Genomic DNA, 24,311 nt, shown 5'->3' on the forward strand with positions numbered 1-24,311 from the left:
TCATGAATCTATTCAAGTTATCTACTTGGAATATCAATTCCATTCGTTTCAGAATTAACACTGTTAAAAGTTTTTTAGAGATATATCAGCCTGATATTCTATGTTTGCAAGAAATCAAGTGTCAAAATAATCAATTTCCTGAACAAATCTTTAAAAAAATGGGATATAGGCATTTTGCGATTCATGGACAAAAAGCCTACAACGGAGTCGCTATTGTATCTAAACATCCCTTATTTAAAATAGAATCAACGAATTACTGTAATATGAATGATAGTAGACATTTAGAATGCCAGCTGAACATCGGTTTAACGAAATTGCGAATTCATAATTTTTATGTTCCTGCTGGTGGTGAGGACCCGGATATAGAAAAGAACCCTAAATTTGATTACAAGTTGAAATTTCTTGAAGAGATGAAATCATTATCTCATGATGATGATGGAGTTCCCTCTATTTTGGTTGGTGATTTAAATATCGCACCATTAGAAACAGACGTTTGGTCTCATAAGCAGCTATTGACAGTTGTCAGTCACACCCAAGTTGAAACCAATATGCTCGCTGATATTCAGGTACAAGGCGGATGGATTGATCTGATTCGACAGCGTATACCACCAGAAGAAAAGCTTTTTACTTGGTGGAGTTACCGCTCTTATAATTGGAATAAGACAAATAAAGGGCGTAGGCTTGATCATATCTGGTCCTCAGAATCACTTGCTAAAAAGTTAGATGATCTGATTGTCTTTCGTGATGCTAGAGGATGGGAGCAGCCATCTGACCATGTTCCTGTTATAGCTCTATTCAAAATCTGATCTTTGATCATCTATGTGCGCTTAACCTTTCCTCCTAATAAAAGAAGATCTCGAGAGAGATCAGTCATCTCAGCCTGAGTCAACGAAAAAAATTTTCTTTATTTTTAATAGCTGAAAAAAAGTGAAAGACCTTGTTCCTGTCATCCAAGTTTGATAGCTAATTGTATCGATAAACTTTAATAAGGCAGCTCTAGCTCTTTATAAAGCAATAGAACTGATGTATTCCTTACAAGTCCTGTATGTTGCAAGGATATAAAATACCTTGTAAAACCAACTCAGCCATAGGAAAGGCTTTATTCTGATAGTTCTTGGTCAGGCGATAAAAATGATGAAAATTGGGTTATCCACCACCAGTCTTGTCTTACCCATCAACACAATATGATGTGGATCGAGACTCAGTTTCTGATTACGAAATCTACCTAATCTGAGATTTTTTATCCAAACTTTTTGACGGTCCTATAACCAACAGATTAGACACGCATAGGCATTAAAACATAAAGAGCTCTTGCATCTAACTTTTCCTGAATCAACGTTGGGGAACCAGAATTAAAGAACATAAATCTTACCTTATTACTCGACATCTGGTTTAGAATATCAAGCAAATATTTAGAGTTAAAACCAATATCAAGAGCATGTGATGAATACTGAACAGAAATCTCCTCCTCTGCACTGCCAGAATCGGGATTGTTGGCGCTTAATCGAAGGTTATCTTTTGTGAGTGATAGCTTTATTACTCGTCCAAGATCCGAGGTTATAGTTGATACACGATCAACGGCTGTTGCAAAGAGTTTTCGATCTAGGATTACTTCCTTATCATTGTTAACAGGAATAACACGATTATAGTCCGGAAACGTACCATCGATCAGCTTTGAAGTTAAAACAATAGAGCCAAAAGTGAATCTAATTTTTGTATCTGATAATTCAATTTTAACCAAAGAATCGGAATTTTCCAATAATCTTTGAACTTCACAGACGGTCTTACGAGGGATAATAACACCAGGCATACCATCAGCTCCATCTGGTGCCTGAGTTTGTGCTTGGGCTAAACGGTGACCGTCAGTTGCAATAGATCTTAACATAATATTACCAGACTCTTCGGCGCAATGCAGATAAACGCCGTTCAGATAGTGACGGGTTTCTTCAGTTGACATAGAAAACTGAGTATCACTGATAAGTTCCTTAAAGTCAGCACTATCAATTCGGAAAACATGAGAAAATTCTCCCGCCGTCAGATCCGGAAACTCAGATTCTGACAATATTTTAAATTGGAATTGTGAACGACCAGCAGCCATATATAAGTTCTTATCATCTCGCATGAATATGCTGACTTCAGACTGGTCGCTGAGTTTACGGACGACACCATAGAGCATGTGAGCAGATAGAGTCGCAGATCCATTTTGTTCTACGAGAGCCGGTATATTTTCTGTTATTTCAATATCAAGATTAGTTGCTTTCAGATTTAAGGAATCATGTTCTGCCTTCAACAACACATGAGATAGTATCATAATCGTATTTCTACGTTCTACAACTCGCTGAATGTGACTCAGAGATTTTAGTAAATTGGAGCGTTCAAGTACAAGACGCATGATTAGTTGTTCCGAAATTGATTCCGTATAAATACAGACAACTCATATTATATTCAAGAATCTAAACAAGAGTTAGGAAAGAGAGAATCTTCAAGAGACTAAAATGCTAATTTATTGACCAAGTTCTCGAATTAATCGCTTTAATAGCTCAATATCATGAAGAAGATTCTTATCTTCACCAAGCAGTGTTTCAATTTTCCGTACCGCATGAATCACTGTTGTGTGATCACGTCCCCCAAAACGACGACCAATTTCAGGTAATGAACGTGGAGTTAAAAGTTTAGACAAAAACATCGCAATTTGACGAGGACGTACAATAATACGAGTTCGACGATTTGAAAGAAGATCATTTTTAGTAACATTGTAATGACGGGCTACAATTTTTTGAATATCTTCTATACGAACACGCTTTTGTTCGTTCGACTGAACAAGGTGTCCTAGCATCTTATCTAGAAAATCGACCTCAACAGACCTATCCGAAAAACGATGCTGTATAAGAAGTTGTTTAAATGCTCCTTCCAGATCACGACCTGATGAAGAAACCTTCTCAGAAACAAAATTTAAAACATCTGTGGAAAGATCGAGAAGAGGATCATCTTTTCTGGCTTCACGGTAGAGAGTCTCAAGCATTTCCCGTCGCATTTCAAGCTCAGGTGATTTGATCTCTAACGCAACACCACCTTTTAGTCTTGATTTGACACGCTCATCTAGTGATTCGAGCATTGATGGAGAACGATCGGCAGCAACAACTACTTGTTTGGCATTATCAATAAGTACGTTTAAAAGGTAACAAAATTCTTGTTGATGAATGGATTTTCGCTGAAGGAATTGCATATCATCAATCAGAAGTAAATCAATATCTCGTAAAGTTTCTTTGAAAGAAATTGCACTGTGATCACGAAGAGATGAGGTAAAGTGCCACATGAAATATTCGGCGGTCAAATACAAGATTTTAGCATTCGAATTCCTTTCAGTGGTTTTCCAAGCGACAGCCTGTAACAAGTGGGTTTTTCCAAGTCCAACCGAAGAATGAATAAATAAAGGGTTGAAAGGAAGAGCTGAGCCATCTGATTCTGCTATGGATTTAGCGGCTGAAAAGACCATCCGATTTGATTTTCCCTCTACAAAAGTTGAAAATGTAAAGCTGGAATCAAGAGGAGAACCTGAGAACCCTGAGTCTTTAGGATCAGAATTATGATCAAGAGGGTTTAAAATAACGTCGTCCTGTGAAATTCGATGACTCATCCCGAGCTTATTTCGATTCTCGTTGCTTAAAAATTTAGCAAAAGAACGATGACAATTTTCAGTTTCTATATTGCCAAGAAGAATTTGATGGTCTGCATTTTGAGTATCAATCCGCATGGTTGTTTCTTTCTCACTATTTCTCTTGTAACTTGTAGAACGCAGGGCGCTGCGAACGACTATATGAAGACGCAAAATGTCTTCATTTTCTTTTTGCCATAGTTCAAGAAGAAGTTTTTTATAGTGAATTTTGATCCAGCTTTTCAGAAAAATCGTTGGCACCGAAAGAGTGAGGTGAAATTTCGAGATCTCTTCTAGACGGCATCTGCTAAACCAGCTAGTAAAGACATCAAGACCTAAACTTGATTTCAAGTGCACTTGAACGCGCTTCCATTTTTGGATATCAAGGGTTGAAACTATGGATCTATTTTGAATAAGTATCGTGCTTTGAACAGATCCATAGTTTTTTTTATTTTTAATGCTTGTCTTTGGGACAACCTCGTGATTTCCTTGAGTTAACGGTACTGATTTAGAATCCAAACAAAGGCCTTGATTTTCGTTTCTGTCACTGATCGATTTCATTGATAGTGTGTGCTTATCTCAATAGCTAAATCATTTTTAGCCTTAGTCAAATTTCAGAATCAAGTCATTCGATTTTTGTTATTCTCTTCATTAGAAGCTCAGAGCTGCATAAATGAGGAATAATCTAATCTTGATTGTTTCCTATCCTGGTTTAGACGGTATCCATACGATCCTGTCTCCATGGAAGACCTTCGGCTTTCCAGCCTTTCACTTGACCTCTTTGACCATTCTCGTCCAGTGGGCCTTCAAATCCATCTTTAACATTGAACGTATTCAGATATCCCTTCGTTTTCATTAATCTGGCTGCAGCCAGACTACGCACTCCTGAACGGCACAAAAAGAATAAATGAGGGTCATGTTTCTTCAAACCGATATTTTTCAGTTCAGCCAAAAGAGTCTCTGCAAATTGGTGATTAACAGACATATCGGGATATGTTTGCCACTGCTGCAGAATCAGTTTCTTCTGTGTTGTCTGAATATCTGGAATACCAACAAATGACCATTCTGCACGGGTACGTACATCAACAAGAATGGCTTGATCATGAGACATCAGTTCTTTGAAGCAGAAAGATGGTGTCACCTCCAACTGGGATGATATTAACATAGAACTCCAGAACTCCTGTAACTTTTTTTATAAAGATTATATTTTTAAATAATAGAATTGGAAAGTTCTGGAAGTAAAGAATTTATCTAAATATCAAAATATCCAATTCTAAAATTTAGTCTTCAATTGAGAGAAGATCAGAAAATAATAAAGTAATAACAAACACTATAAAAACCAAATTAATCGTGATCGTTAAATAAGTAGAAGTCAAAAGTTAAAATAATTTAGAATGATTGATTTTTAAATAGGTAATTTTTAAAGTTTTCTTGTCAATTAGAGAACACGGTTCTCTCTCTTTGAATTTAGTGTCTTAACACGTGCTGACAAACGAGAAATTTTACGCGATGCTGTATTCTTATGGATGATCCCTTTGCTTGCTGACCTCTTTAAAGAGGACTGGACTAGTCTAAAACACTGAGAAGCAGAATTCTCATCACCATTACTGATCGCCTCTTCAATGTTACGCAAATAACTACGCATACGAGTGCGACGGGATTTGTTAATCGCCGTACGGCGATTAATTTTACGGATTTCTTTCTTTGCTGAGGGAGTATTAGCCATTAGCAAGCCCTTTCTAGAAAAATCAAAATATTTAAATAGTGTAAAAATCGGCTCTATTGTTGAGAATGATCATCACTGTAATTGTGGACAATTAAAAAGGCTTTCTAAGCTTCGTACTTATCATAACTAATGCCTTTAAACCGAACGCAAGTCAATTCTTTAATTAAAGTGTTTTTCAAAAAATATCAGAAATGCTTTACTAGCTACAGTATTTTACTATACTGAATTTAACAGATTGTTATTGAAAAATAATAGCCTATCTTCTCAGAAGACATGCTAGAAATTCTATCCCATGCAATAGTCAAAGAGTAATAGTTCATGCAAATAGAGTTTGTTAATGAGATTGAAAGACATTGAAACCTTTGTTGTAAACAATCCACCCCCATCATTTGGGGGGCGTTATTTTTTGTTTGTCAAACTAGTAACGGATAATGGTATTATCGGTTATGGTGAAATGTATGCATCCAGCGTTGGTCCTGGTGCTCAAGTTCTTGTGACTGAAGATCTCTTTGAGAGATATTGTATTGGAGAATCTCCACATGCTATAGAGAAATTATTCAGAAAATTTCATTCGTCTGGTTTTTCCCAGCGCCCCGATCCAACGATCATGGGATCTTTTTCGGCCATAGAAATGGCTTGTTGGGACATTGTCGGAAAAGCCCTCGATAAACCAATTTATGATTTAATAGGTGGTAGAGTCAATTCTAGAATTCGGTCTTATAGCTACCTTTATCCTGATGATCTTGATGATCCTGAATCTTTCTATCATGATCCATATCTATCGGCAGAATCAGCTGCTAGATATGTTAAGGAAGGCTTTACGGCTATCAAATTCGATCCTGCTGGCCCCTATACTATTTATGATCCCCGCCAACCTTCTATTATTGATATAGAGCGTAGCGCAAAATTTTGTCATCTCATTCGAGAAGCTGTTGGCAGCAAGGCTGATTTGTTGTTTGGTACTCATGGCCAGTTTACCTCTAGCGGGGCTATTAGAATTGCTCAAAGATTTGCAGAGTATCAACCTCTTTGGTTTGAAGAGCCTGTCCCCCCTGAAATGCCGGAAGAAATGTCCAAAGTTGCAAGTCAATCGACAATCCCTATTGCAACTGGCGAAAGACTGAGTACGAAATATGAATTCGCTCGAATTTTAAGGTTAGGAGCAGCTTCAATCCTGCAACCTGCATTAGGACGTGTTGGAGGGATTTGGGAATCCAAAAAAATAGCCGCTCTTGCCGAGGTTCACTATGCTCAAATAGCACCTCACCTTTATTGTGGTCCCCTTCAAGCATTGGCAAATATACAATATTCTGCTTCCATTCCTAATTTTTTAATCTTAGAATCAATTGGAAAGTTTGAGGGATTTCACGCTCAACTTTTGAATCACCCTATTGTTTGGGAAGACGGTTATGTTTTGTTATCCGATCGTCCTGGATTAGGTCATGAGTTGAATGAAGATGTAGCACGTAGTCATCCTTATCATGGAAGTAATCTGCATCTTGAGATGCAAGATATGCCCTATGATTCTTCATTTTCTTCGATTTAGAAGAAGCGTTTTTATTAAAATTAATCACCAGATCATTTCATCAACTCCGTGTTGTTTGTTAGAGACAATTTCTCTTAAACGATCCTATCGATGTTTTGTTTTTTTCAGATATAGAAATAAGGAGATGGATATGAAAAGGACTATAACGATACAGAAAGGCACCTTCTTTGTTAAGAGTTTGAGCCCTCTTGGAATATTAACAGCATTTTCACTGTTACTAGTGATTGGAGGGTGTTCTGGTCTTTCAATTTTGGGTCAGGATCTCTTGGACAAGCCCATTCCTCCTGCTCCAGTCTCCTTAGAAAAGATCCCTGATGTTGATGAAGATCATGTGGAACCTGTTCATGACGATGTTTCAAGAGAAATAGATGGTATTTTAGCAAATCCAAACGGATCCGAAAAGTCTCATCTTATACCTAGGCCTGGCATGGAGGCTCCGGTCTCTCCGGTTCCCATGACTTACCAATCTATGGTAGGAGCTTGGACAATGACTGTGAGTGGATCGAGCTGTCAGATATTTCTAGCACTTACAAAATGGTCTGGTGGATATAGAGCTGCTTCACGGGGATGTCAATCTCCTAGTATTTTGGATATTCAAGCTTGGGATATCCGTGATAGTCAGTTGATCTTGTTAGACTCAAACAGACTTATTGTCGCTGCTTTGTATAAAGATTCAACTCTACATTTTGATGGTTTGACCAATATTGGAAACGCTATCTCATTGTCACGTTAATTTCTTTATTTCAAAATTTCCGATCCCATGAAGTTTAAAATATCGCTGATGTGATGTTGAGCATCATCTTATTTTTAATCAAAAAGCTTCATTAATGAGTCATGATGATTGAAGGGAGTCTAAAATAGAGTTCATTAGATTGAAGAATTTATCGATAATCCCTATATCTCAATTATCATCTTTACCTAAAAGAGAAAGGAAAGATCATATGATGAACAATAAAATCGCGATCATTGGATCGGGTATGATAGGAGGGACTATAGCACATCTCATTGGGTTAAAAAATCTAGGTGATGTAATTCTCTTGGATATTGCAGAAGGGATTGCTCAAGGTAAGGCTCTTGATATAGCTCAATCCTCTTCAGTGAGTGGATTCGATATTAAACTAACCGGTACACAATCCTATCAATCCATTCATAATGCTGATGTTTGTATTATTACAGCTGGTAAGCCTCGTAAACCTGGCATGAGTCGTCATGATCTTTTGAGTATTAACTTAAAAGTAATAGAAAAAGTCGGAGAAGCTATTAAAAACTATGCACCTAACGCATTTGTAATTTGTATTACTAACCCTCTAGACGTAATGGTCTGGGCTCTCCAAAAATTCTCTGCCTTGCCTTCTCATATGGTTGTAGGAATGGCTGGTGTTCTTGACTCTGCGCGATTGAAGAAGTTTCTTTCTGATGAATTAAATGTATCTATTCACGATATATCGACTTTCGTGTTAGGGGGTCATGGTGATACAATGGTGCCATTAGCAAAGTACACTAGTGTTTCTGGTATTCCTTTGCTAGATCTCGTTAAAAGGGGGTGGCTGACCAAAGAAAAGATGGAAGAAATTTTCGATCGTACTCGCAAAGGTGGCGGTGAGATTGTTAACTTGCTTAAAGACGGTTCGGCCTATTACGCGCCTGCGGCATCAGCGATTTTGATGGCAGAGAGTTATCTTCATGATCAAAAGCGAGTCTTGCCGTGCGCGGCTTATTTGAAAGGTGAATATAACACGAGCGATCTATATATTGGTGTGCCAGCGGTTATCGGATCTAAGGGAGTCGAGCGTATCATTGAGATTGATCTATCCAAGATAGAAGAAAAGGACTTCATAAAATCAGTCTCTGCTGTTGATCACCTTTGCAAAACTTGTGCTGATATCGCACCCAATTTGAAGTAAGTTGGTTTTTCTATCTATTACAGAGATTGATTCTATGGACATTCATGAATATCAAGCCAAATCTCTTTTAAAGCGTTTCGGAGTGCCAGTTCCTAAGGGTGCAGTAGTTTTTTCAAAGAACGATATTGATGAAGCTGTTGATTCACTGCCTGGTCCAGTTTGGGTAGTGAAAGCCCAAATTCATGCTGGTGGGCGCGGAAAAGGCCGATTTAAAGAATTAAAAGAATTAGATGACGGTAAAAAGGGGGGGATTCGTATTTCTGTTTCTTCTGATGAAGCTAAAGTTAATGCGCAGGAAATGCTTGGTAATACGCTTGTGACAAAACAAACTGGACCACAGGGTAAGCGAGTTAATCGTCTTTACATTGAAAATGGTGTAAGCATTGTTCGTGAACTTTACTGTTCACTTCTAGTGAACAGAAAAAGTGGTAAGGTCTGTTTTATTACATCAAGCGAAGGAGGAATCGATATTGAGTCCGTTTCAAAAGAAAAACCTCATCAAATACATACTACAGATATTAGTATAAATGATGGCTTAAGCGATATCAAGGTTGCTAAATTAATATCATCTTTTCAGTTATCAGAGACCTCAAAACATAACGGGGAGATTTTTTTCCGTATGCTCTATGAGGTTTTTATGAAAAATGATATGAGTCTGCTAGAAATTAATCCTTTAGTACTTTTGAAAGATGGTTCATTTCTTGTACTAGATAGCAAGATTTCTTTTGATAATAATGCAGCCTTCCGCCATCCTGAATTTGAAAAATTACGAGATATAACGGAAGAAGATCCAAAAGAAATAGAAGCCTCAAAATATGATCTTGCTTATATATCACTTGATGGAAACATTGGATGCATGGTGAATGGGGCTGGTTTAGCGATGGCTACAATGGATCTCATCAAGCTTTATGGTGCAGAGCCTGCAAATTTCCTAGATGTTGGAGGAGGAGCAAGCCAAGAAAAAGTTGCCATTGCTCTTAAAATAATTATGTCCGACCTCAACGTTAAAGGGATTCTTGTTAATATTTTTGGTGGTATTATGCGCTGCGATGTCATCGCTAAAGGTGTTGTAACTGCAGTAAAAGAGATAAGTTTGACCGTACCGCTAGTGGTGCGTCTGGAAGGCACAAACGTAGAGAAAGGAAAGGCTATTTTAAAAACTAGTAATCTAGAGTTCTTGATCGTAGCTGATGGACTTGATGACTCTGCTCAGAAAATTGTTAAAGCTGTTAAGGGGTGAATATTATTCACGTTATGTTATCATGTCATCGACTTCTTTATTTTCTGATTTTAGGAGAGCTTCTGTGCAGACTTGATGACATCTGATTAATTTCTTGACTAATATTATCTATTGAACGCTGTAAAATTAAACACAGCTCATCATCGTTTTTCTCTTCATCAACGTATTAGAATTAACTTCTGATTATAATAAATTTTACTGAAATAACGAGGACTTAAAGGAGCCAACAATCCGATGTCCATACTTATAGATCATACAACTAAAATTATTGTACAAGGCCTGACGGGCCAAAGTGGACGCTTTCATACGGAACTGGCAATGTCTTATCACGGTACGCAGATGGTAGCAGGCACCCATCCTCAAAAGGATGGTGAAGCATGGATTGGTTCGGGAGGACAAGAATTACCTATCTTTACCTCAGTTTTGAGAGCCAAAGAAGTAACGGGTGCCACTGCTTCGGTAATTTATGTACCACCTTCCAAGGCGGCGGCTGCAATTGAAGAATCGATTGATGCAGGCATTGAACTCATTACCTGCATTACTGAAGGGATTCCGGTTTTGGATATGATCAGTATTAAAGCTAAGCTTGATAAGTCCTCTTCGCGTCTCATTGGTCCGAATTGTCCGGGATTACTCAGTGCTGACGAATGTATGATTGGAATCATGCCTGGTAGTATTTTCAAAAAAGGTTCTGTTGGTGTAGTCTCCCGTTCTGGAACATTAACCTATGAAGCGGTTTTACAGACAACTAATGTTGGACTTGGACAAACAACAGCGGTTGGTATCGGCGGTGATCCGGTTAAGGGTACTGACTTTATTGATATACTCGATCTCTTTCTTTCTGACCCAGAAACTCGTTCAATTATCATGATTGGGGAAATCGGCGGTTCTTCAGAAGAAGATGCTGCACGATATTTAGCGGATGAATCAAAAAAAGGTCGATCAAAGCCTACTTTGTGTTTCATTGCTGGGAGAACCGCTCCTTCAAATCGAACTATGGGGCATGCTGGTGCGGTAATTTCCGGTGGTGATGGAGGTGCTGAAGAGAAGATTGAAGCCATGCAGAATGCTGGAATTCATGTATCCTTTTCACCAGCAACCATAGGAGAAACATTGCTAGAAATATTGAAAAAATAGGATCCTGATGCGGATGAGGGAAAACTGGAAATGGTTCCAGGAGACAATATGGCACATGAAGAACAAAGTAAACTTTTTTCTACTACATCTTTTTTGTATGGTGATAATGCCGTTTATTTAGAGAAATTATATGCTCAATATAAAGAGGATGCTACTTTAGTAGATCCCCAATGGCGTGAATTCTTTGACAAACTTTATAATTTAACTCGTGATAATGTTGGTTCTTGCAAGAGTTCATATGAGTCCCTTTCTTTGGGTCACTTGTCATCTCTAGACACTTGCAGGAGTCATAAGGGAGTTGGAAAGTTAAAAACTAACGTTCATGCTCTTGGAGAGACATCTATTCAACAGGCCACCAGAGATTCAATTCGTGCAATCATGATGGTACGTGCCTACCGTATGCGAGGACACTTGCATGCGAATCTAGATCCGCTTGGAATTGCAGGAAAAGGTGAAGCCTATAATGAATTGCATCCTTATTTTTATGGATTTACGGAGTCGGACTACAATCGAGAAATTTTTCTTGATCATGTGCTTGGTATGAAATTTGCTACAATTTCCCAGATGCTAAAAATTTTGAAACGAACCTATTGCTCAACACTGGGTGTTGAGTTCATGCATATTTCGAATCCGACTGAAAAAGCTTGGATTCAGGAGCGTATTGAGGGACCAGATAAATCTATTGAATTTACCAAGAATGGTAAATTAGCAATTCTTAAGAAACTTGTTGAAGCGGAAGGGTTTGAGAAATTCATCGATCTCAAATATAAGGGAACCAAACGCTTTGGTCTTGATGGAGGAGAATCTCTGATTCCTGCTCTCGAACAGATTATTAAGCGTGGTGGACAACTTGGCTTGCAAGAAATTATTCTGGGTATGGCCCATAGAGGACGACTGAACGTGCTTGCTAATGTGATGGGGAAGCCTTACTGTGCAATTTTTCATGAATTTAAAGGAGGCTCTTTTAAGCCTGATGAAGTGGAAGGATCAGGAGATGTCAAATATCATCTTGGAGCTTCTTCTGATCGCGAATTTGATGGGAATAAAGTTCATCTTTCTTTGACAGCAAATCCTTCTCATCTTGAGATTGTAAATCCTGTCGTTATGGGTAAAACGAGGGCAAAGCAAGAGTACCTTGAGAAATCAGATAAAGATGGGATTCGGCAGCGCAAGACTGTTCTCCCTTTATTATTACATGGAGATGCCGCTTTTTCTGGACAAGGTGTTGTAGCAGAATGTTTTGGGTTATCTGGCCTTAAAGGCCATCGGGTCGGTGGATCAATCCATATGATTATTAATAATCAGATTGGATTTACAACGAATCCACGATTGTCTCGTTCTTCGCCTTATCCTTCTGATGTTGCTAAGATGATTGAGGCTCCTATTTTTCATGTCAATGGAGATGATCCAGAAGCCGTTGTCTATGCAGCAAAAATTGCGATTGAATTTCGTCAGAAATTCAGTAAGTCTGTAGTTATCGACATGTTCTGCTATCGACGCTTTGGTCATAATGAAGGTGATGAGCCTGCATTCACTCAGCCAATCATGTATAAGAAGATAAAACAACAACCATCTACCTTATCGCTTTACTCCCGGCGTTTGAAAGAAGAAGGGCTTTTGTCAGATAGCAGTTTAGACGAATCAATATCATCATTTCATAATCTTCTTAATGATGAATTTAGGATCTCTGATAGTTATAAACCTGACAAGGCAGATTGGCTGGACGGGGCATGGTCAGGTTTAACAGTTGCTAATTCTGGTGAAGATCCAAGACGTGGAGAAACCAGTTTTCCTTTAGAACAACTGAAGATTTTAGGAAAAAAAATTACTAAGATACCGGAATCCTTTTCTGTTCATAGAACAATCAAACGATTCATACAAAAACGGGCAAAAATGATTGAGACAGGTGAAGGTCTCGATTGGGCAACTAGTGAGGCACTGGCTTTTGCTTCCCTACAGACTGAAGGGAGAAGGGTCCGCCTTTCCGGACAAGATTGTGAAAGAGGAACCTTTTCACAAAGGCATTCTGTCCTCTATGATCAGGAAACTGAAGATCGCTATATACCACTTGCTAACCTTGGAAAGGGGGCTGCCGATTATGAAGTTATCAATTCGATGCTCTCAGAAGAAGCTGTTCTTGGTTATGAATATGGTTATGCGTTAGCGAATCCTGATGGATTAACAGTCTGGGAAGCGCAGTTTGGTGACTTTGTCAATGGCGCTCAAGTGATTATTGATCAGTTTATTTCTTCAGGAGAACGTAAATGGCTGCGTATGTGTGGTTTGGTCATGTTGCTGCCCCACGGTTATGAAGGACAAGGACCAGAGCATTCATCTGCTCGCCTGGAGCGATTTTTACAGGCCTGTGCAGAAGACAATATGCAAATTGTTAATTGCACGACGCCAGCCAATTACTTTCATGTCCTACGCCGTCAGTTAAAGCGGAATTTTCGTAAACCACTAGTGATAATGACACCAAAATCACTGTTACGTCATAAACGTGTAGTCTCATCTCTTGAAGAATTTTCAACAGGTTCAACCTTTCATCGCTTGCTCTGGGACGATGCCGAAAATCTAAAACATCAACCGATCAAGTTAGAAAAAGACAATAATATTCGACGTGTTGTTTTGTGTACTGGTAAAGTTTATTATGATCTCTATGAAGAAAGATTAAGAAGGAACATCAACAATATTTATCTTTTGCGCATTGAGCAACTTTATCCTTTTCCTGCTAAAGCTTTAATTGCTGAATTATCACGATTTAAAAGGGCAGAGATTGTTTGGTGTCAAGAAGAACCTAAAAATATGGGGAGCTGGTCTTTCATTGAACCTTATCTGGAATGGGTTCTCACTCATATAGAGACTCAGAACAAACGTGCGCGTTATGTTGGTCGTTTGGCAACAGCCTCGACAGCAACTGGTCAAATGTCAAAACACCTTATACAGTTAAAAGCTTTATTAGAAGAAGCATTTAGGTTTTAATTCAATCATTTTTTTCAATAGTCACACAAGGATGAAAACATGAGTACTGAAATTCGCGTGCCGACATTAGGAGAATCTGTTACGGAAGCAACAATTGTTAAATGGTTAAAAAATGTTGGAGATTTAGTAGTCGCTGATGAGTCGTTGGTTCAACTAGAGACAGATAAGGTAGCAATAGATATTCCAGCTCCTGTTAACGGCGTATTGGAATCCATTCTGGTAAAAGAATGTGAAACAGTAGGTATCAATAGGTTATTAGGCTTTCTAGTCGAAGAAGAACCTAGAAAAGGAAACAGAAACATAGTTTCTGATGTTCAGGATTTAAGAACGTCGGCTTCTGAAGCAAGGGATCAACCAATATCACCAGCAGCATTAAAATGGAGTATAGAAAATAACGTTGATACCACATCCATTTCCGGTACAGGTAAGCGTGGTCAGATTCTTAAAGGGGATATCATTTCTAAAATAGAAGAAGAAAAGAGTGTTCCAGAAGCTTTGAGTGTTCCAGAATCTCCAGAATCGATTTCTTTAACTGACTCTCAAAAGCAGATCGATGAAAATCGTATACCGATGACTCCACTACGCCAGACGATTGCCCGTCGCTTGAAGGATTCACAGAACGTAGCAGCTACGCTTACGACTTTCAACGAAGTTGATATGGGGCAAGTGATAGCTTTACGTCACTCTTACAAGGACATTTTTGAGAAAAAACATGGTGTGAAACTTGGTTTCATGGGCTTCTTTACCAAAGCAGTTTGTCATATTTTGAAGGAAATTCCAATAATTAATGCTCATATAGAAGGTACAGATGTTATTTTCAAACAATATGTCAATATTGCAATTGCCGTTAGCACAGAAAAAGGCTTAGTTGTTCCAGTTATCCAAAACGCTGATCAGATGTCAATTGCCAAGATTGAGCATGAAGTTGACCATCTTGGAAAAAAAGCTCGATCTGGAAAACTGATGATGTCTGATATGCAAGGTGGAACATTCACCATTTCAAATGGTGGTATCTATGGTTCTTTGATGTCTACACCTATTTTGAATGCACCGCAGTCTGGTATTTTAGGCATGCACAAAATAGAGGAACGCCCTGTCGTTCGTAGTGGTCAGATCACAGTAGCAATGATGATGTATGTAGCGTTATCCTATGATCACCGTATCGTGGATGGAAAAGAAGCTGTTACTTTCCTCATCCGAGTTAAAGAAATTTTAGAAGATCCACAACGGTTAGTGTTGGATTTATGAGTTCATAGAAATATTGGCTCTAGAAATGAATAAGGAAAACTATCATGTCTGATTGTTTCGATGTTGTTGTTATTGGTTCTGGCCCAGGTGGTTATGTATGTGCCATAAAATCATCTCAGTTAGGCTTAAGAACAGCTCTTGTAGAAAAGATGCATACGTTTGGTGGGACCTGTTTAAATCTAGGATGTATTCCTTCCAAGACTTTGCTTTATAGCTCTGAACGGTTTCTTGAAGCTAATTTTCAATTTAAAAATCTAGGTATACAAGTAGATAAACCAAAAATTAATCTTAAAGAGATGATGAAGTATAAGGATGAAATAGTCAAATCCAATGTAGAAGGGATTGAATTCCTTTTAAATAAAAATAAGATCATTTCATTTATTGGATGGGGTAAAATTACAGGTAAAGGGAATGTAAGTGTTACTAGAAGAGACGGTTCCTCTGAGAGAATCAAGGCTACTAATATTGTTATTGCAACAGGTTCTGAAGTTTCCGGTATACCCGGAGTTGATATAACTTTTGATGACACTGTCATTGTTTCATCAGAGCATGCTATTGCTCTGACTAAAATACCAAGAAAAATGATTGTTGTAGGTGGTGGTGCTATTGGTCTTGAACTCGGCTCTGTATGGGGTCGACTAGGTGCAGAAGTGACGATCATTGAATATATGGACAAGATCTTAGGGCGTTCAGATTATGGTATGTCGAAACAGTTTCAAAATATTTTAAAAAAGCAGGGCTTTTTCTTTCATATGGGTTCGAAAGTAACAGCTGTTTCAAAGAAGGGAGATAAAGGCCTAGTTACCTTTGAGCCAATAGAAGGTGGTCTTTCACAAACGAAAGAAGCTGATGTTGTGTTAGTTGCTACCGGGCGCCGTCCCTTTACTGATGGGCTTGGACTTGCAGAAACAGGTATTGAAACTGAAGGCAGCATGGTGAAAACAGATTCATATTGGCGTACTAGCGTCGAGGGTATATATGCAATAGGTGATGTCACTTCCGGTCCTATGCTTGCGCATAAGGCGGAGGATGAGGGTGTTGCTGTAGCCGAGATAATAGCTGGACAGGTCGGTCATGTTAACTATAGCATCATTCCAAGCGTGATTTACACAATGCCTGAAGTGGCGTCAGTGGGTGCAACAGAAGAACAATTAAAAATAGACGGGATTGATTATGTTGTTGGACATTTTCCGTTTTCAGCCAATGGACGAGCCCGTTCTATGAACCAAACCGATGGATTTGTAAAAATCCTAGCATCTACCAGAACGGATAAAGTTTTAGGTGCACATATCATTGGCCTTTGTGCTGGTGACATCATTCATGAAATAGCTGTATTGATGGCATTTAGTGGCAGTTCAGAAGATTTAGCACGAATTTGCCATGCTCATCCAACTGTTTCAGAAGTTATTAAGGAAGCAGCCCTAGCTACTTTTTCTAAACCTCTTCATATATAGAAAATCAAGAAAGGGAAGAAGGAATAGACAAGTCCTTATTCGCTTAATATCGATTTCTGAAGCTGCAGAATTAAGTAAAGAGAATCAGAGATCGAGATAAGATAAAAGAAACACACAATGAAGAAGATGAACTAGAAATTACTAGAAAAATTTGATTGACTTCATCATGATGATACGAATGATTAAACTTCGATAGAACTTGACTCTAAAACTCCTTTTTAATAATCAAAACTCATGCTCCAGAAAAGAATCCTGGTTTTTGAAAACAGATGCTTGCGGAACGATTATGAACTTTCTTATCAAAACCTCTCTCAAAATACTCACTTTAACTCTATCAACACTCAATCCTATTGCATCATTTGCTGATAATTTTGTCAATATTTATTCTTACCGTCAACCAGCTCTCTTAAAGCCCCTGTTAGATGCTTTCACAGTTCAGACTGGCGTTAATACAAGGATTCTCTTCGCTAAAAAAGGATTAGGTCAGCGTATTAACTCTGAAGGCGAGAATTCTCCTGCCGATGTTCTTTTGACTGTTGATATTGGGCGCTTAGAAGCAGCTAAGACACAAGGTATTACACAACCCGTCTACAGCGATATCATCGTAGCTAATATCCCTCCTCAGTATCGTGATCCGGATAACCACTGGTTCGGGGTAACTACCCGTGCCCGTATCATCTATGCATCAAAAGAAAGAGTACAACAAGATAGCATAACCTATGAAGAACTGGCTGATCCTAAATGGAAAGGGCGAATTTGCACTCGGTCCGGCCAACATGTCTATTCAATAGGCTTGATTGCATCTATGGTTGCTCATTTCGGTGAGACAAAAACTACAAAGTGGTTGAAGGGTGTTAAAAATAACTTAGCGCGCAAGCCTACTGGTAATGACCGTTCACAAGTAAAAGCGATCTATTCTGGTGAATGTGATATTGCTCTTGGTAATACCTATTACATGGGAAAAATGCAAACTAACACAAAAGAACCTGAACAGAAAAAATGGGCATCTTCTGTAAAATTATTGTTCCCTAATGCCAAAGATCGTGGCACTCATGTTAATCTTTCAGGTATGGTGATGGCAAAATATGCACCTCATATAGAAAATGCTAAGAAACTGATGGAGTTTCTTTCTAGCGCTAAAGCACAGCATGTTTATGGTTCTGCAAACTATGAGTATCCAGTTAATCCGGATATTGCTGCTGATGAACGAACATCATCTTGGGGAATACTAAAAGCTGATTCTCTGTCTCTTTCTGATATTGCAAAGAACAGAAAAACAGCTTCTGAATTAGTCGACAAAATCGGTTTTGATAATGGACCATTATTATGATGTAATGAAAGTTTTTTTTATTTGTTTCTTTCTTTTTTTAGAAGCTTATTTTTTCTATCCTGCTCTTGGAGCCTTCGATATGAAAAATCCTTTCTCGCTCTTTTTCTCCATATTCAATAGAAATGATCAAGTTAAAATGAGGAAGGTACCCAATACCGTTTTTGGACCATTCAATCATCACAACTCCTTTATAATCCCCTTCTAGGAGTCCCAGTTCTTCTAATTCTTTAGGATTAGATAAACGATAGAGATCCGCATGGATTAGGTTTCCAAAAGGGACTAGACCAGAATATGATTGAATCATTGTAAATGTCGGACTAGGGACAGAGACTTCTTGGGCTTTGTGTATGGAGTGTTGAATAATAGAACGTGTGAAGAAGGTTTTTCCTGATCCTATCTCGCCATCCAGAGCAACTATATCACCGGATTTGAGTAAGAAGGAAACTTTTTTTGCCAGTTCTATTGTTTCGTATTCGCTGAAACATCTAACTGTAAGACAAAATTGGTTCATATCTAAAAAATTGTCAAATAGAAAATTGAGTATTTAGAATAGCAATAAAACAAGAAGAGGATGCTCAGACTTTGACATCTTTAATAGCGATAGTGGTTTGGTTTAAAAGGACCTTGTATTCCTATACCAAGGTAGTCTGCTTGTTCATTAGAAAGTCTTGTTAATCTGGCACCAATCTTATCAAGATGCAAGGAAGCAACTTTTTCATCTAACTCCTTGGGCAACATGTAGATTTTGTTTTTATACTTATCACCTTTTAACCAAAGTTCGATCTGGGCTAGAACCTGATTTGTAAAAGAGGTTGACATAACAAAGGAAGGATGGCCATTAGCATTACCTAAATTAAGCAATCGCCCTTCTGATAGAAGAATGATCCGCCTACCATTGGGAAGATCAATCATATCAACTTGTTCTTTAATATTAGTCCACTTATAATTTTTTAGTGCCGATACTTGAATTTCATTATCAAAATGACCAATGTTGCCAACAATTGCCATGTCTTTCAATTCTCGCATATGCTCAATGCGCACGACATCCTTGTTTCCAGTTGCAGTAATGACGATGTCCACAGAAGATATTGATTCTTCTAGTGATGTAACTTCAAATCCATCCATTGATGCTTGTAAAGCACAAATTGGATCAATTTCAGTAACTTTTACCCGCATCCCTGCACCACATAGTGAGGCTGCTGATCCCTTACCAACATCTCCGTAACCACAAACTATAGCGACTTTGCCAGCAAGCATAGTATCAGTTGCACGACGAATTCCGTCAACCAGAGATTCTTTGCAGCCATATTTGTTATCAAATTTTGATTTAGTGACAGAATCGTTCACATTAATAGCGGGAAATGGCAAATGACCGTTTTTTTCAAGATGATAAAGACGACGCACACCAGTTGTGGTTTCTTCCGAAACACCCTTAATTCGATCACGCTGACTAACAAACCATCCTGGTCTTTCAGATAAACGCTTTTCGATCTGAGCAAAAAAAGCTTCCTCTTCTTCAGATTTTGGTCGCTGAATCAGATGAGTCTGACCTTCTTCTACACGAGAACCAATCAAGATATAAAGGGTTACATCACCACCATCATCAAGGATCATGTTAGCACCATCGTCGCTAAAATCAAAAATCCTATCGGCATAATCCCAATATTCTCTTAATGTTTCACCCTTAATAGCAAATACAGGTATACCAGCAGCAGCTATTGCCGCAGCAGCATGATCCTGTGTTGAAAAAATATTACATGAAGACCATCTTACGTCTGCACCTAGATGTACCAACGTTTCAATTAAAACAGCTGTCTGAATAGTCATGTGTAACGAACCAGCAATACGGGCCCCCTTAAGAGGTTTTTCTACGCTAAATTCTTTACGCAAGGCTATAAGACCCGGCATTTCGTTTTCAGCAATCTGAATTTCCTTACGACCAAAATCCGCAAGGTTAATATCTTTGACAATATAATCATAATGGTTCATTGAATAACATCTTTCTCAGTCTTTTAATCATATCAGTAAGAATCTGTTTTTTTTCTCATAAGTCCCTTAAGATTATCCCATAACTCAATCTTCGTACCCTGACGTTTCATAATCGTGCCTTGCTGGATTATTGAAAGAAAATTATTCCAAGCCCAATAGATGACAAGACCCGAAGGAAAAGTTGCCAACATAAATGTGAAAACAACCGGCATCCATTTAAAAATCATTTGCTGGGTTCTATCTGGTGGCATTGGGTTCATTTGCATTTGAATAAAAAGGGTCATTCCCATCAATAATGGCCATACACCAATCATCAAGAAGAGAGGTAAATCATAGTGTAATAATCCGAAAAGGTTGAAGAGAGAAGTGGGATCAGGAGCGGATAAATCTCGTATCCATCCAAAGAAAGGAGCATGACGCATTTCCAAGGTGATGTAAATGACCTTGTAGAGCGCAAAGAAAACAGGAATCTGAATGAGGACAGGCCAACAACCCGCTGCTGGATTTATTTTTTCTTTTTTATAGAGTTCCATCATTGCTTTTTGCAGCGATACCATATCACCTGAAAATCGTTTGCGAATTGAAGTCATTTCCGGCTGCATTTTTTTCATATTTGCCATTGAGACATAAGATTTATTGGCTAGAGGAAAAAACAAAATTTTCAAAAGCACAGTGACTATCAGAATAGCTACACCAAAATTACCAAAGAGTTTAAAGAAGTAGTCAATAATGTAAAAGAGAGGTTTAGTCAAAAAATAGAAAGAGCCCCAGTCAATTAGGTATGAGAGACCGTCTATATTTTCGTTGACTTCATAGCGATCGATGATATCGACTTTTTTCGCCCCGGCAAATAATTTATTAGAAATTGTTAAAGCCCCTCCACTAGGTACCATAATCCAATCAGAAATAAAATCCGTTTGATAGAAAGGACGATTGTTTTTATAATAATTGTAACGACCGACAAAAGCTTGACCAGGCACAAGTACAGCTGCCCAGTACTTATCGGTAATACCGAGCCAACCCGCATTAGCTGAGTCTTTAGTAATCCTCCTATCATCTTGGATATCCTCATAATCAATTTCATCAAGATTTTGATCTCCAATTAGACCAATCATTCCTTCATGCAAAACATAGATTCCTGAAACCTTAGGTTCACCATATCGAGCGATACGGCCATAGGATTTCAAAGAAGCTGGTGATGGACCATCATTTAAAACTGTATCTGTAACAGAAAACATATATCTATTATCGAGTTCAATCATACGACGAAATGTGAGTGATTTTTCATTAGCATATTCTAAAATAAGCGGGTTTTCCGGAGTAAGATGACCTTTTGAAATCTGAGTCCAGTTTGTTGAAGGTCCGGGCAACGCCCCATAAACTGTTTCCGAAGACCAGCCAAATTCTGCAAAGTAAGCCTCTCTATCTGAAAATGGCTTTAACAAGCGAATGGTAGGACTATCAGAATCAATAGTCTCACGATAATCGCTAAGGTGTAGATCATCAATACGGGCCCCTCTCAGGTTGATCGTACCTTCTAACTTCTCAGATTTAAAAACAACTCGTCTTGTTTCCAGAGTCTCATTCTGATTCTTAGAAGATGTCGATATAGTGAGAGCAGCGCTGTTTTTAGACAGTAAATCATCATATTTTTCAATTGTATTAAGCTCATCCTTATCAATCGTCTCACTCTTTTCGATTTTTGTATCGTGATCCTGACGAAAATTTATGATAAATTCTTGCCACAAAAAAATAATGGCTAACGATAACATTGCAGCAATAAGAAAATTACGTTGACTATCCATCAAAAGGTTCCATGTTCAGACGAATTATAAGCATTTAACGCTTTATTACTTTATTAGCTGAATCTGGTTTACCTCGCTTAGGAAATGAAGAATGTGAAACGGCCTTCTTAACACAGAAGTGCAATGCACGATCAATTTCTTTATTCAAAACCAAGAAAGACATGGTCATTGCTTCACGCTTCGCAATCAAAACACAATCGAAACCAGAAAATTCAGAGCAATTTCCTTTATGTGAAAAAAAACAAACCATTGCTTCACGCAAGCGACGACGGATACGATTTCGGTCAACAGAATTACCAATCTTTTTAGTAATCGTGTAACCGATTCTAAAAACATGAGGATCCTCTCTTATAATCGCAAGTCCCTTACTCTTAGATATACACCTTGATCGTTGAACCATTTGTAAAACAAAAGCACGATTATGTGAGCGCACTCCATTTCGTATTTCTAAAAAGTCTTTCCGCTTCTTCAAACTCATCAGCTTAAAGCGAAAAGCCTTGACTTGAATATCACTATCAGGCGCTGAGTCTTTTACGTCCATGGTTGCGGCGACGTCCGATTACCCGGCGCCCTGGTGCTTTTGACATACGAGAACGAAATCCGTGACGCCTTTTGCGAACCAAATTACTGGGTTGATAGGTACGTTTCATAGTTATAATCCGTTTTTGCCAAAAAACGAGAGGTTAACAAAATAAGCTAAAAAGGCAATGAGTTGATTCAATGTAACACTCCCCTCTCAAAAACTAAAAATATTCAAATCAACCGTGTCAAATAGAGGAGTCATCCTGATAAATTATAGGAATCATTCTTTGAGAAGTCAACCACTGAACAAGAGAACTAAAAGTTGAAGAAGAATTATGAGTACTCTAATAATCAGAATCGAATGGCTAACCTCAAAGAATCAACTAAATCAGTTTTTTCCCAAGAAAATCCACCATCCTTATCAGGTTTCCTGCCGAAATGCCCATAGGCAGCCGTACGAGCATAAATTGGTCGATTAAGCTGCAGGTGTTTCCGGATACCTCGGGGGGATAAATCCATTTCTTTTTCAAGAATCTTCTCGATGATATGAGCGTCAACAACTCCTGTTCCATCAGTATCAACATAGATAGAAAGCGGCTTTGAAATGCCGATAGCATAGGCTAATTGTATTGTACATCGCTCAGCTAGACCTGCGGCAACAACATTTTTTGCTAGATACCGTGCAGCATAAGCTGCTGATCGATCAACTTTTGTTGAATCTTTGCCTGAAAACGCTCCACCACCATGAGGTGCGGCACCACCATAAGTATCAACAATAATTTTTCGTCCTGTTAAACCCGCATCGCTATCAGGTCCACCAAGAACGAACTTCCCGGTAGGATTTACATGCCACTCTGTTTCATCCGAGATCCAACCTTCAGGGAGGGAATCAAGAATTGCTGGTTCTATTAAATTCTGTACATCAGAAGATTCCATTGTCTCATCAAGATGTTGAGTGGAAAGAACAATAGAAGTAGCACGAACTGGCTTACCATGTTCATATGCAACTGTGACTTGACTTTTTGCATCTGGTCCCAACTCAGGAATAGATCCATTTTTTCGTGCTTTCGCAAGATTTTTTAAAATTAAGTGACTGTAATAAATCGGAGCAGGCATTAGATCAGGGGTTTCATGACATGCATATCCGAACATAATACCTTGATCACCTGCACCCTCTTCTTTACCGATTCGAGAATCTACGCCGCGAGCAATATCTTCAGACTGACCATGAAGCAAAACCTCAATAGTAGAATGCTTCCAATGGAACCCATCCTGCTCATAACCTATATCTTTGATTGCATCGCGAGAAACTTGTTCAATCTCATCATTTGAAAGAGAGGCAGGACCACGCGTTTCACCAGCAATGACAATACGATTAGTTGTTGTCAAGGTTTCAGCAGCGACTCTAACTTCCCAAGGATCCATTCCATCTGCAATCGCACGAGTAAAAAATAAATCTACTATTTCATCTGAGATGCGATCAGAAACTTTATCCGGGTGTCCCTCAGAGACAGACTCAGAAGTGAATAGGTAATTATTTCGAGGCATGATTTCCCTAGCTTAGTTGTCCTCATATGCGAGTCGAGCGAAAATTGAGAGAAGAAACGCAACAAGCAGGGTGCCAAAAACGTTTCTTTATGGTATACATAGCTTAGAGTGTTGTAGTTGATTAAGTCAAGGAGCATTAATTTTTTAATGCTTGATGTGAAAAGTCATTAAATTAATGATCGTGAGATCGATGAAAAGATTTGAGAAAAGGCCACTAGAAAATAG

Annotated in this window: 20 protein-coding genes; 10 read left to right on the top strand and 10 right to left on the bottom strand. The window is 38.5% G+C overall.

Going from position 1 to position 24,311, the window contains the following annotated elements; translation table 11 throughout:
- The first annotated feature begins 2 nt into the window (after positions 1–2).
- Positions 3–806 carry an exodeoxyribonuclease III gene (gene xth / locus AAGD37_RS02150; protein WP_341759941.1) on the top strand — a complete coding sequence of 268 codons (804 nt, stop codon included), beginning with the start codon at positions 3–5 and terminating at the stop codon, positions 804–806.
- Between the two features lie 470 nt (positions 807–1,276).
- On the opposite strand, the gene dnaN is transcribed toward xth, so the two are convergent.
- From dnaN to rpsT, 4 genes are all read right to left on the bottom strand, one after another.
- Entirely contained in the window at positions 1,277–2,392 is a 1,116-nt protein-coding gene (dnaN, locus tag AAGD37_RS02155) for a DNA polymerase III subunit beta (protein ID WP_341759942.1), read from the bottom strand.
- A gap of 111 nt (positions 2,393–2,503) precedes the next feature.
- Positions 2,504–4,216: a chromosomal replication initiator protein DnaA gene (dnaA, locus tag AAGD37_RS02160; RefSeq protein ID WP_341759943.1), complete on the bottom strand. Its 1,713-nt coding sequence runs from the start codon at positions 4,214–4,216 to the stop codon at positions 2,504–2,506.
- Between the two features lie 151 nt (positions 4,217–4,367).
- The gene (locus tag AAGD37_RS02165) at positions 4,368–4,820 is read right to left on the bottom strand and encodes a rhodanese-like domain-containing protein (RefSeq protein ID WP_341759944.1); all 453 of its coding nucleotides are present in this window, start codon (positions 4,818–4,820) and stop codon (positions 4,368–4,370) included.
- Between the two features lie 273 nt (positions 4,821–5,093).
- Complete coding sequence (gene rpsT, locus AAGD37_RS02170) at positions 5,094–5,381, bottom strand: 30S ribosomal protein S20 (RefSeq protein WP_341759945.1); 288 nt, start codon at positions 5,379–5,381, stop codon at positions 5,094–5,096.
- A 337-nt stretch (positions 5,382–5,718) separates the two neighbouring features.
- On the opposite strand from rpsT, the gene AAGD37_RS02175 reads away from it, so the two are divergent.
- The 9 genes from AAGD37_RS02175 (at position 5,719) to AAGD37_RS02215 (ending at position 18,222) form a co-directional block, all read left to right on the top strand.
- Positions 5,719–6,927: a mandelate racemase/muconate lactonizing enzyme family protein gene (locus AAGD37_RS02175; RefSeq protein WP_341759946.1), complete on the top strand. Its 1,209-nt coding sequence runs from the start codon at positions 5,719–5,721 to the stop codon at positions 6,925–6,927.
- A gap of 130 nt (positions 6,928–7,057) precedes the next feature.
- The gene (locus tag AAGD37_RS02180) at positions 7,058–7,660 is read left to right on the top strand and encodes an AprI/Inh family metalloprotease inhibitor (RefSeq protein ID WP_341759947.1); all 603 of its coding nucleotides are present in this window, start codon (positions 7,058–7,060) and stop codon (positions 7,658–7,660) included.
- Positions 7,661–7,868: 208 nt separating this feature from the next.
- Positions 7,869–8,831, top strand: a complete 963-nt coding sequence (gene mdh, locus AAGD37_RS02185; protein WP_341759948.1) for a malate dehydrogenase — start codon at positions 7,869–7,871, stop codon at positions 8,829–8,831.
- A 34-nt stretch (positions 8,832–8,865) separates the two neighbouring features.
- Positions 8,866–10,071 (top strand): ADP-forming succinate--CoA ligase subunit beta, encoded by a 1,206-nt coding sequence (sucC, locus tag AAGD37_RS02190; RefSeq protein WP_341759949.1) that lies wholly within the window; start codon positions 8,866–8,868, stop codon positions 10,069–10,071.
- 234 nt (positions 10,072–10,305) lie between these two features.
- On the top strand, positions 10,306–11,208 hold the full coding sequence (gene sucD, locus AAGD37_RS02195) for a succinate--CoA ligase subunit alpha (RefSeq protein ID WP_341759950.1): 903 nt from the start codon (positions 10,306–10,308) through the stop codon (positions 11,206–11,208).
- Positions 11,209–11,256: 48 nt separating this feature from the next.
- On the top strand, positions 11,257–14,190 hold the full coding sequence (locus AAGD37_RS02200; RefSeq protein WP_341759951.1) for a 2-oxoglutarate dehydrogenase E1 component: 2,934 nt from the start codon (positions 11,257–11,259) through the stop codon (positions 14,188–14,190).
- 39 nt (positions 14,191–14,229) lie between these two features.
- Positions 14,230–15,438, top strand: a complete 1,209-nt coding sequence (gene odhB / locus AAGD37_RS02205) for a 2-oxoglutarate dehydrogenase complex dihydrolipoyllysine-residue succinyltransferase (RefSeq protein ID WP_341759952.1) — start codon at positions 14,230–14,232, stop codon at positions 15,436–15,438.
- Positions 15,439–15,482: 44 nt separating this feature from the next.
- Complete coding sequence (gene lpdA / locus AAGD37_RS02210; RefSeq protein WP_341759953.1) at positions 15,483–16,892, top strand: dihydrolipoyl dehydrogenase; 1,410 nt, start codon at positions 15,483–15,485, stop codon at positions 16,890–16,892.
- Between the two features lie 286 nt (positions 16,893–17,178).
- A complete protein-coding gene (locus AAGD37_RS02215; protein WP_341760653.1) occupies positions 17,179–18,222 on the top strand; it encodes a Fe(3+) ABC transporter substrate-binding protein in 1,044 nt (347 codons plus the stop codon).
- Between the two features lie 37 nt (positions 18,223–18,259).
- Here AAGD37_RS02215 and tsaE read toward each other — a convergent pair whose 3' ends face one another.
- From tsaE to metK, 6 genes are all read right to left on the bottom strand, one after another.
- Complete coding sequence (tsaE, locus tag AAGD37_RS02220; RefSeq protein WP_341759954.1) at positions 18,260–18,733, bottom strand: tRNA (adenosine(37)-N6)-threonylcarbamoyltransferase complex ATPase subunit type 1 TsaE; 474 nt, start codon at positions 18,731–18,733, stop codon at positions 18,260–18,262.
- An 80-nt stretch (positions 18,734–18,813) separates the two neighbouring features.
- Positions 18,814–20,211 (bottom strand): adenosylhomocysteinase, encoded by a 1,398-nt coding sequence (gene ahcY / locus AAGD37_RS02225; RefSeq protein ID WP_341759955.1) that lies wholly within the window; start codon positions 20,209–20,211, stop codon positions 18,814–18,816.
- 32 nt (positions 20,212–20,243) lie between these two features.
- On the bottom strand, positions 20,244–22,016 hold the full coding sequence (yidC, locus tag AAGD37_RS02230) for a membrane protein insertase YidC (RefSeq protein WP_341759956.1): 1,773 nt from the start codon (positions 22,014–22,016) through the stop codon (positions 20,244–20,246).
- Positions 22,017–22,050: 34 nt separating this feature from the next.
- Entirely contained in the window at positions 22,051–22,557 is a 507-nt protein-coding gene (gene rnpA / locus AAGD37_RS02235; protein ID WP_341759957.1) for a ribonuclease P protein component, read from the bottom strand.
- Entirely contained in the window at positions 22,532–22,666 is a 135-nt protein-coding gene (rpmH, locus tag AAGD37_RS02240; protein WP_341759958.1) for a 50S ribosomal protein L34, read from the bottom strand. The genes rnpA and rpmH overlap by 26 nt, the downstream gene beginning before the upstream one ends.
- Before the next feature lie 223 nt (positions 22,667–22,889).
- Positions 22,890–24,086, bottom strand: a complete 1,197-nt coding sequence (metK, locus tag AAGD37_RS02245; RefSeq protein WP_341759959.1) for a methionine adenosyltransferase — start codon at positions 24,084–24,086, stop codon at positions 22,890–22,892.
- Positions 24,087–24,311 lie beyond the last annotated feature (225 nt).

The organism is Candidatus Endowatersipora endosymbiont of Watersipora subatra, from assembly GCF_964026585.1.
Classification (GTDB): domain Bacteria; phylum Pseudomonadota; class Alphaproteobacteria; order Rhizobiales; family Rhizobiaceae; genus Pseudahrensia.

Coding starts and splice junctions, on each gene's coding strand:
- xth (WP_341759941.1), top strand. CDS start 3: ATGAATCTATTCAAGTTATCTACTTGGAATATCAATTCCATTCGTTTC.
- dnaN (WP_341759942.1), bottom strand. CDS start 2,392: ATGCGTCTTGTACTTGAACGCTCCAATTTACTAAAATCTCTGAGTCAC.
- dnaA (WP_341759943.1), bottom strand. CDS start 4,216: ATGAAATCGATCAGTGACAGAAACGAAAATCAAGGCCTTTGTTTGGAT.
- AAGD37_RS02165 (WP_341759944.1), bottom strand. CDS start 4,820: ATGTTAATATCATCCCAGTTGGAGGTGACACCATCTTTCTGCTTCAAA.
- rpsT (WP_341759945.1), bottom strand. CDS start 5,381: ATGGCTAATACTCCCTCAGCAAAGAAAGAAATCCGTAAAATTAATCGC.
- AAGD37_RS02175 (WP_341759946.1), top strand. CDS start 5,719: ATGAGATTGAAAGACATTGAAACCTTTGTTGTAAACAATCCACCCCCA.
- AAGD37_RS02180 (WP_341759947.1), top strand. CDS start 7,058: ATGAAAAGGACTATAACGATACAGAAAGGCACCTTCTTTGTTAAGAGT.
- mdh (WP_341759948.1), top strand. CDS start 7,869: ATGATGAACAATAAAATCGCGATCATTGGATCGGGTATGATAGGAGGG.
- sucC (WP_341759949.1), top strand. CDS start 8,866: ATGGACATTCATGAATATCAAGCCAAATCTCTTTTAAAGCGTTTCGGA.
- sucD (WP_341759950.1), top strand. CDS start 10,306: ATGTCCATACTTATAGATCATACAACTAAAATTATTGTACAAGGCCTG.
- AAGD37_RS02200 (WP_341759951.1), top strand. CDS start 11,257: ATGGCACATGAAGAACAAAGTAAACTTTTTTCTACTACATCTTTTTTG.
- odhB (WP_341759952.1), top strand. CDS start 14,230: ATGAGTACTGAAATTCGCGTGCCGACATTAGGAGAATCTGTTACGGAA.
- lpdA (WP_341759953.1), top strand. CDS start 15,483: ATGTCTGATTGTTTCGATGTTGTTGTTATTGGTTCTGGCCCAGGTGGT.
- AAGD37_RS02215 (WP_341760653.1), top strand. CDS start 17,179: ATGAACTTTCTTATCAAAACCTCTCTCAAAATACTCACTTTAACTCTA.
- tsaE (WP_341759954.1), bottom strand. CDS start 18,733: ATGAACCAATTTTGTCTTACAGTTAGATGTTTCAGCGAATACGAAACA.
- ahcY (WP_341759955.1), bottom strand. CDS start 20,211: ATGAACCATTATGATTATATTGTCAAAGATATTAACCTTGCGGATTTT.
- yidC (WP_341759956.1), bottom strand. CDS start 22,016: ATGGATAGTCAACGTAATTTTCTTATTGCTGCAATGTTATCGTTAGCC.
- rnpA (WP_341759957.1), bottom strand. CDS start 22,557: ATGGACGTAAAAGACTCAGCGCCTGATAGTGATATTCAAGTCAAGGCT.
- rpmH (WP_341759958.1), bottom strand. CDS start 22,666: ATGAAACGTACCTATCAACCCAGTAATTTGGTTCGCAAAAGGCGTCAC.
- metK (WP_341759959.1), bottom strand. CDS start 24,086: ATGCCTCGAAATAATTACCTATTCACTTCTGAGTCTGTCTCTGAGGGA.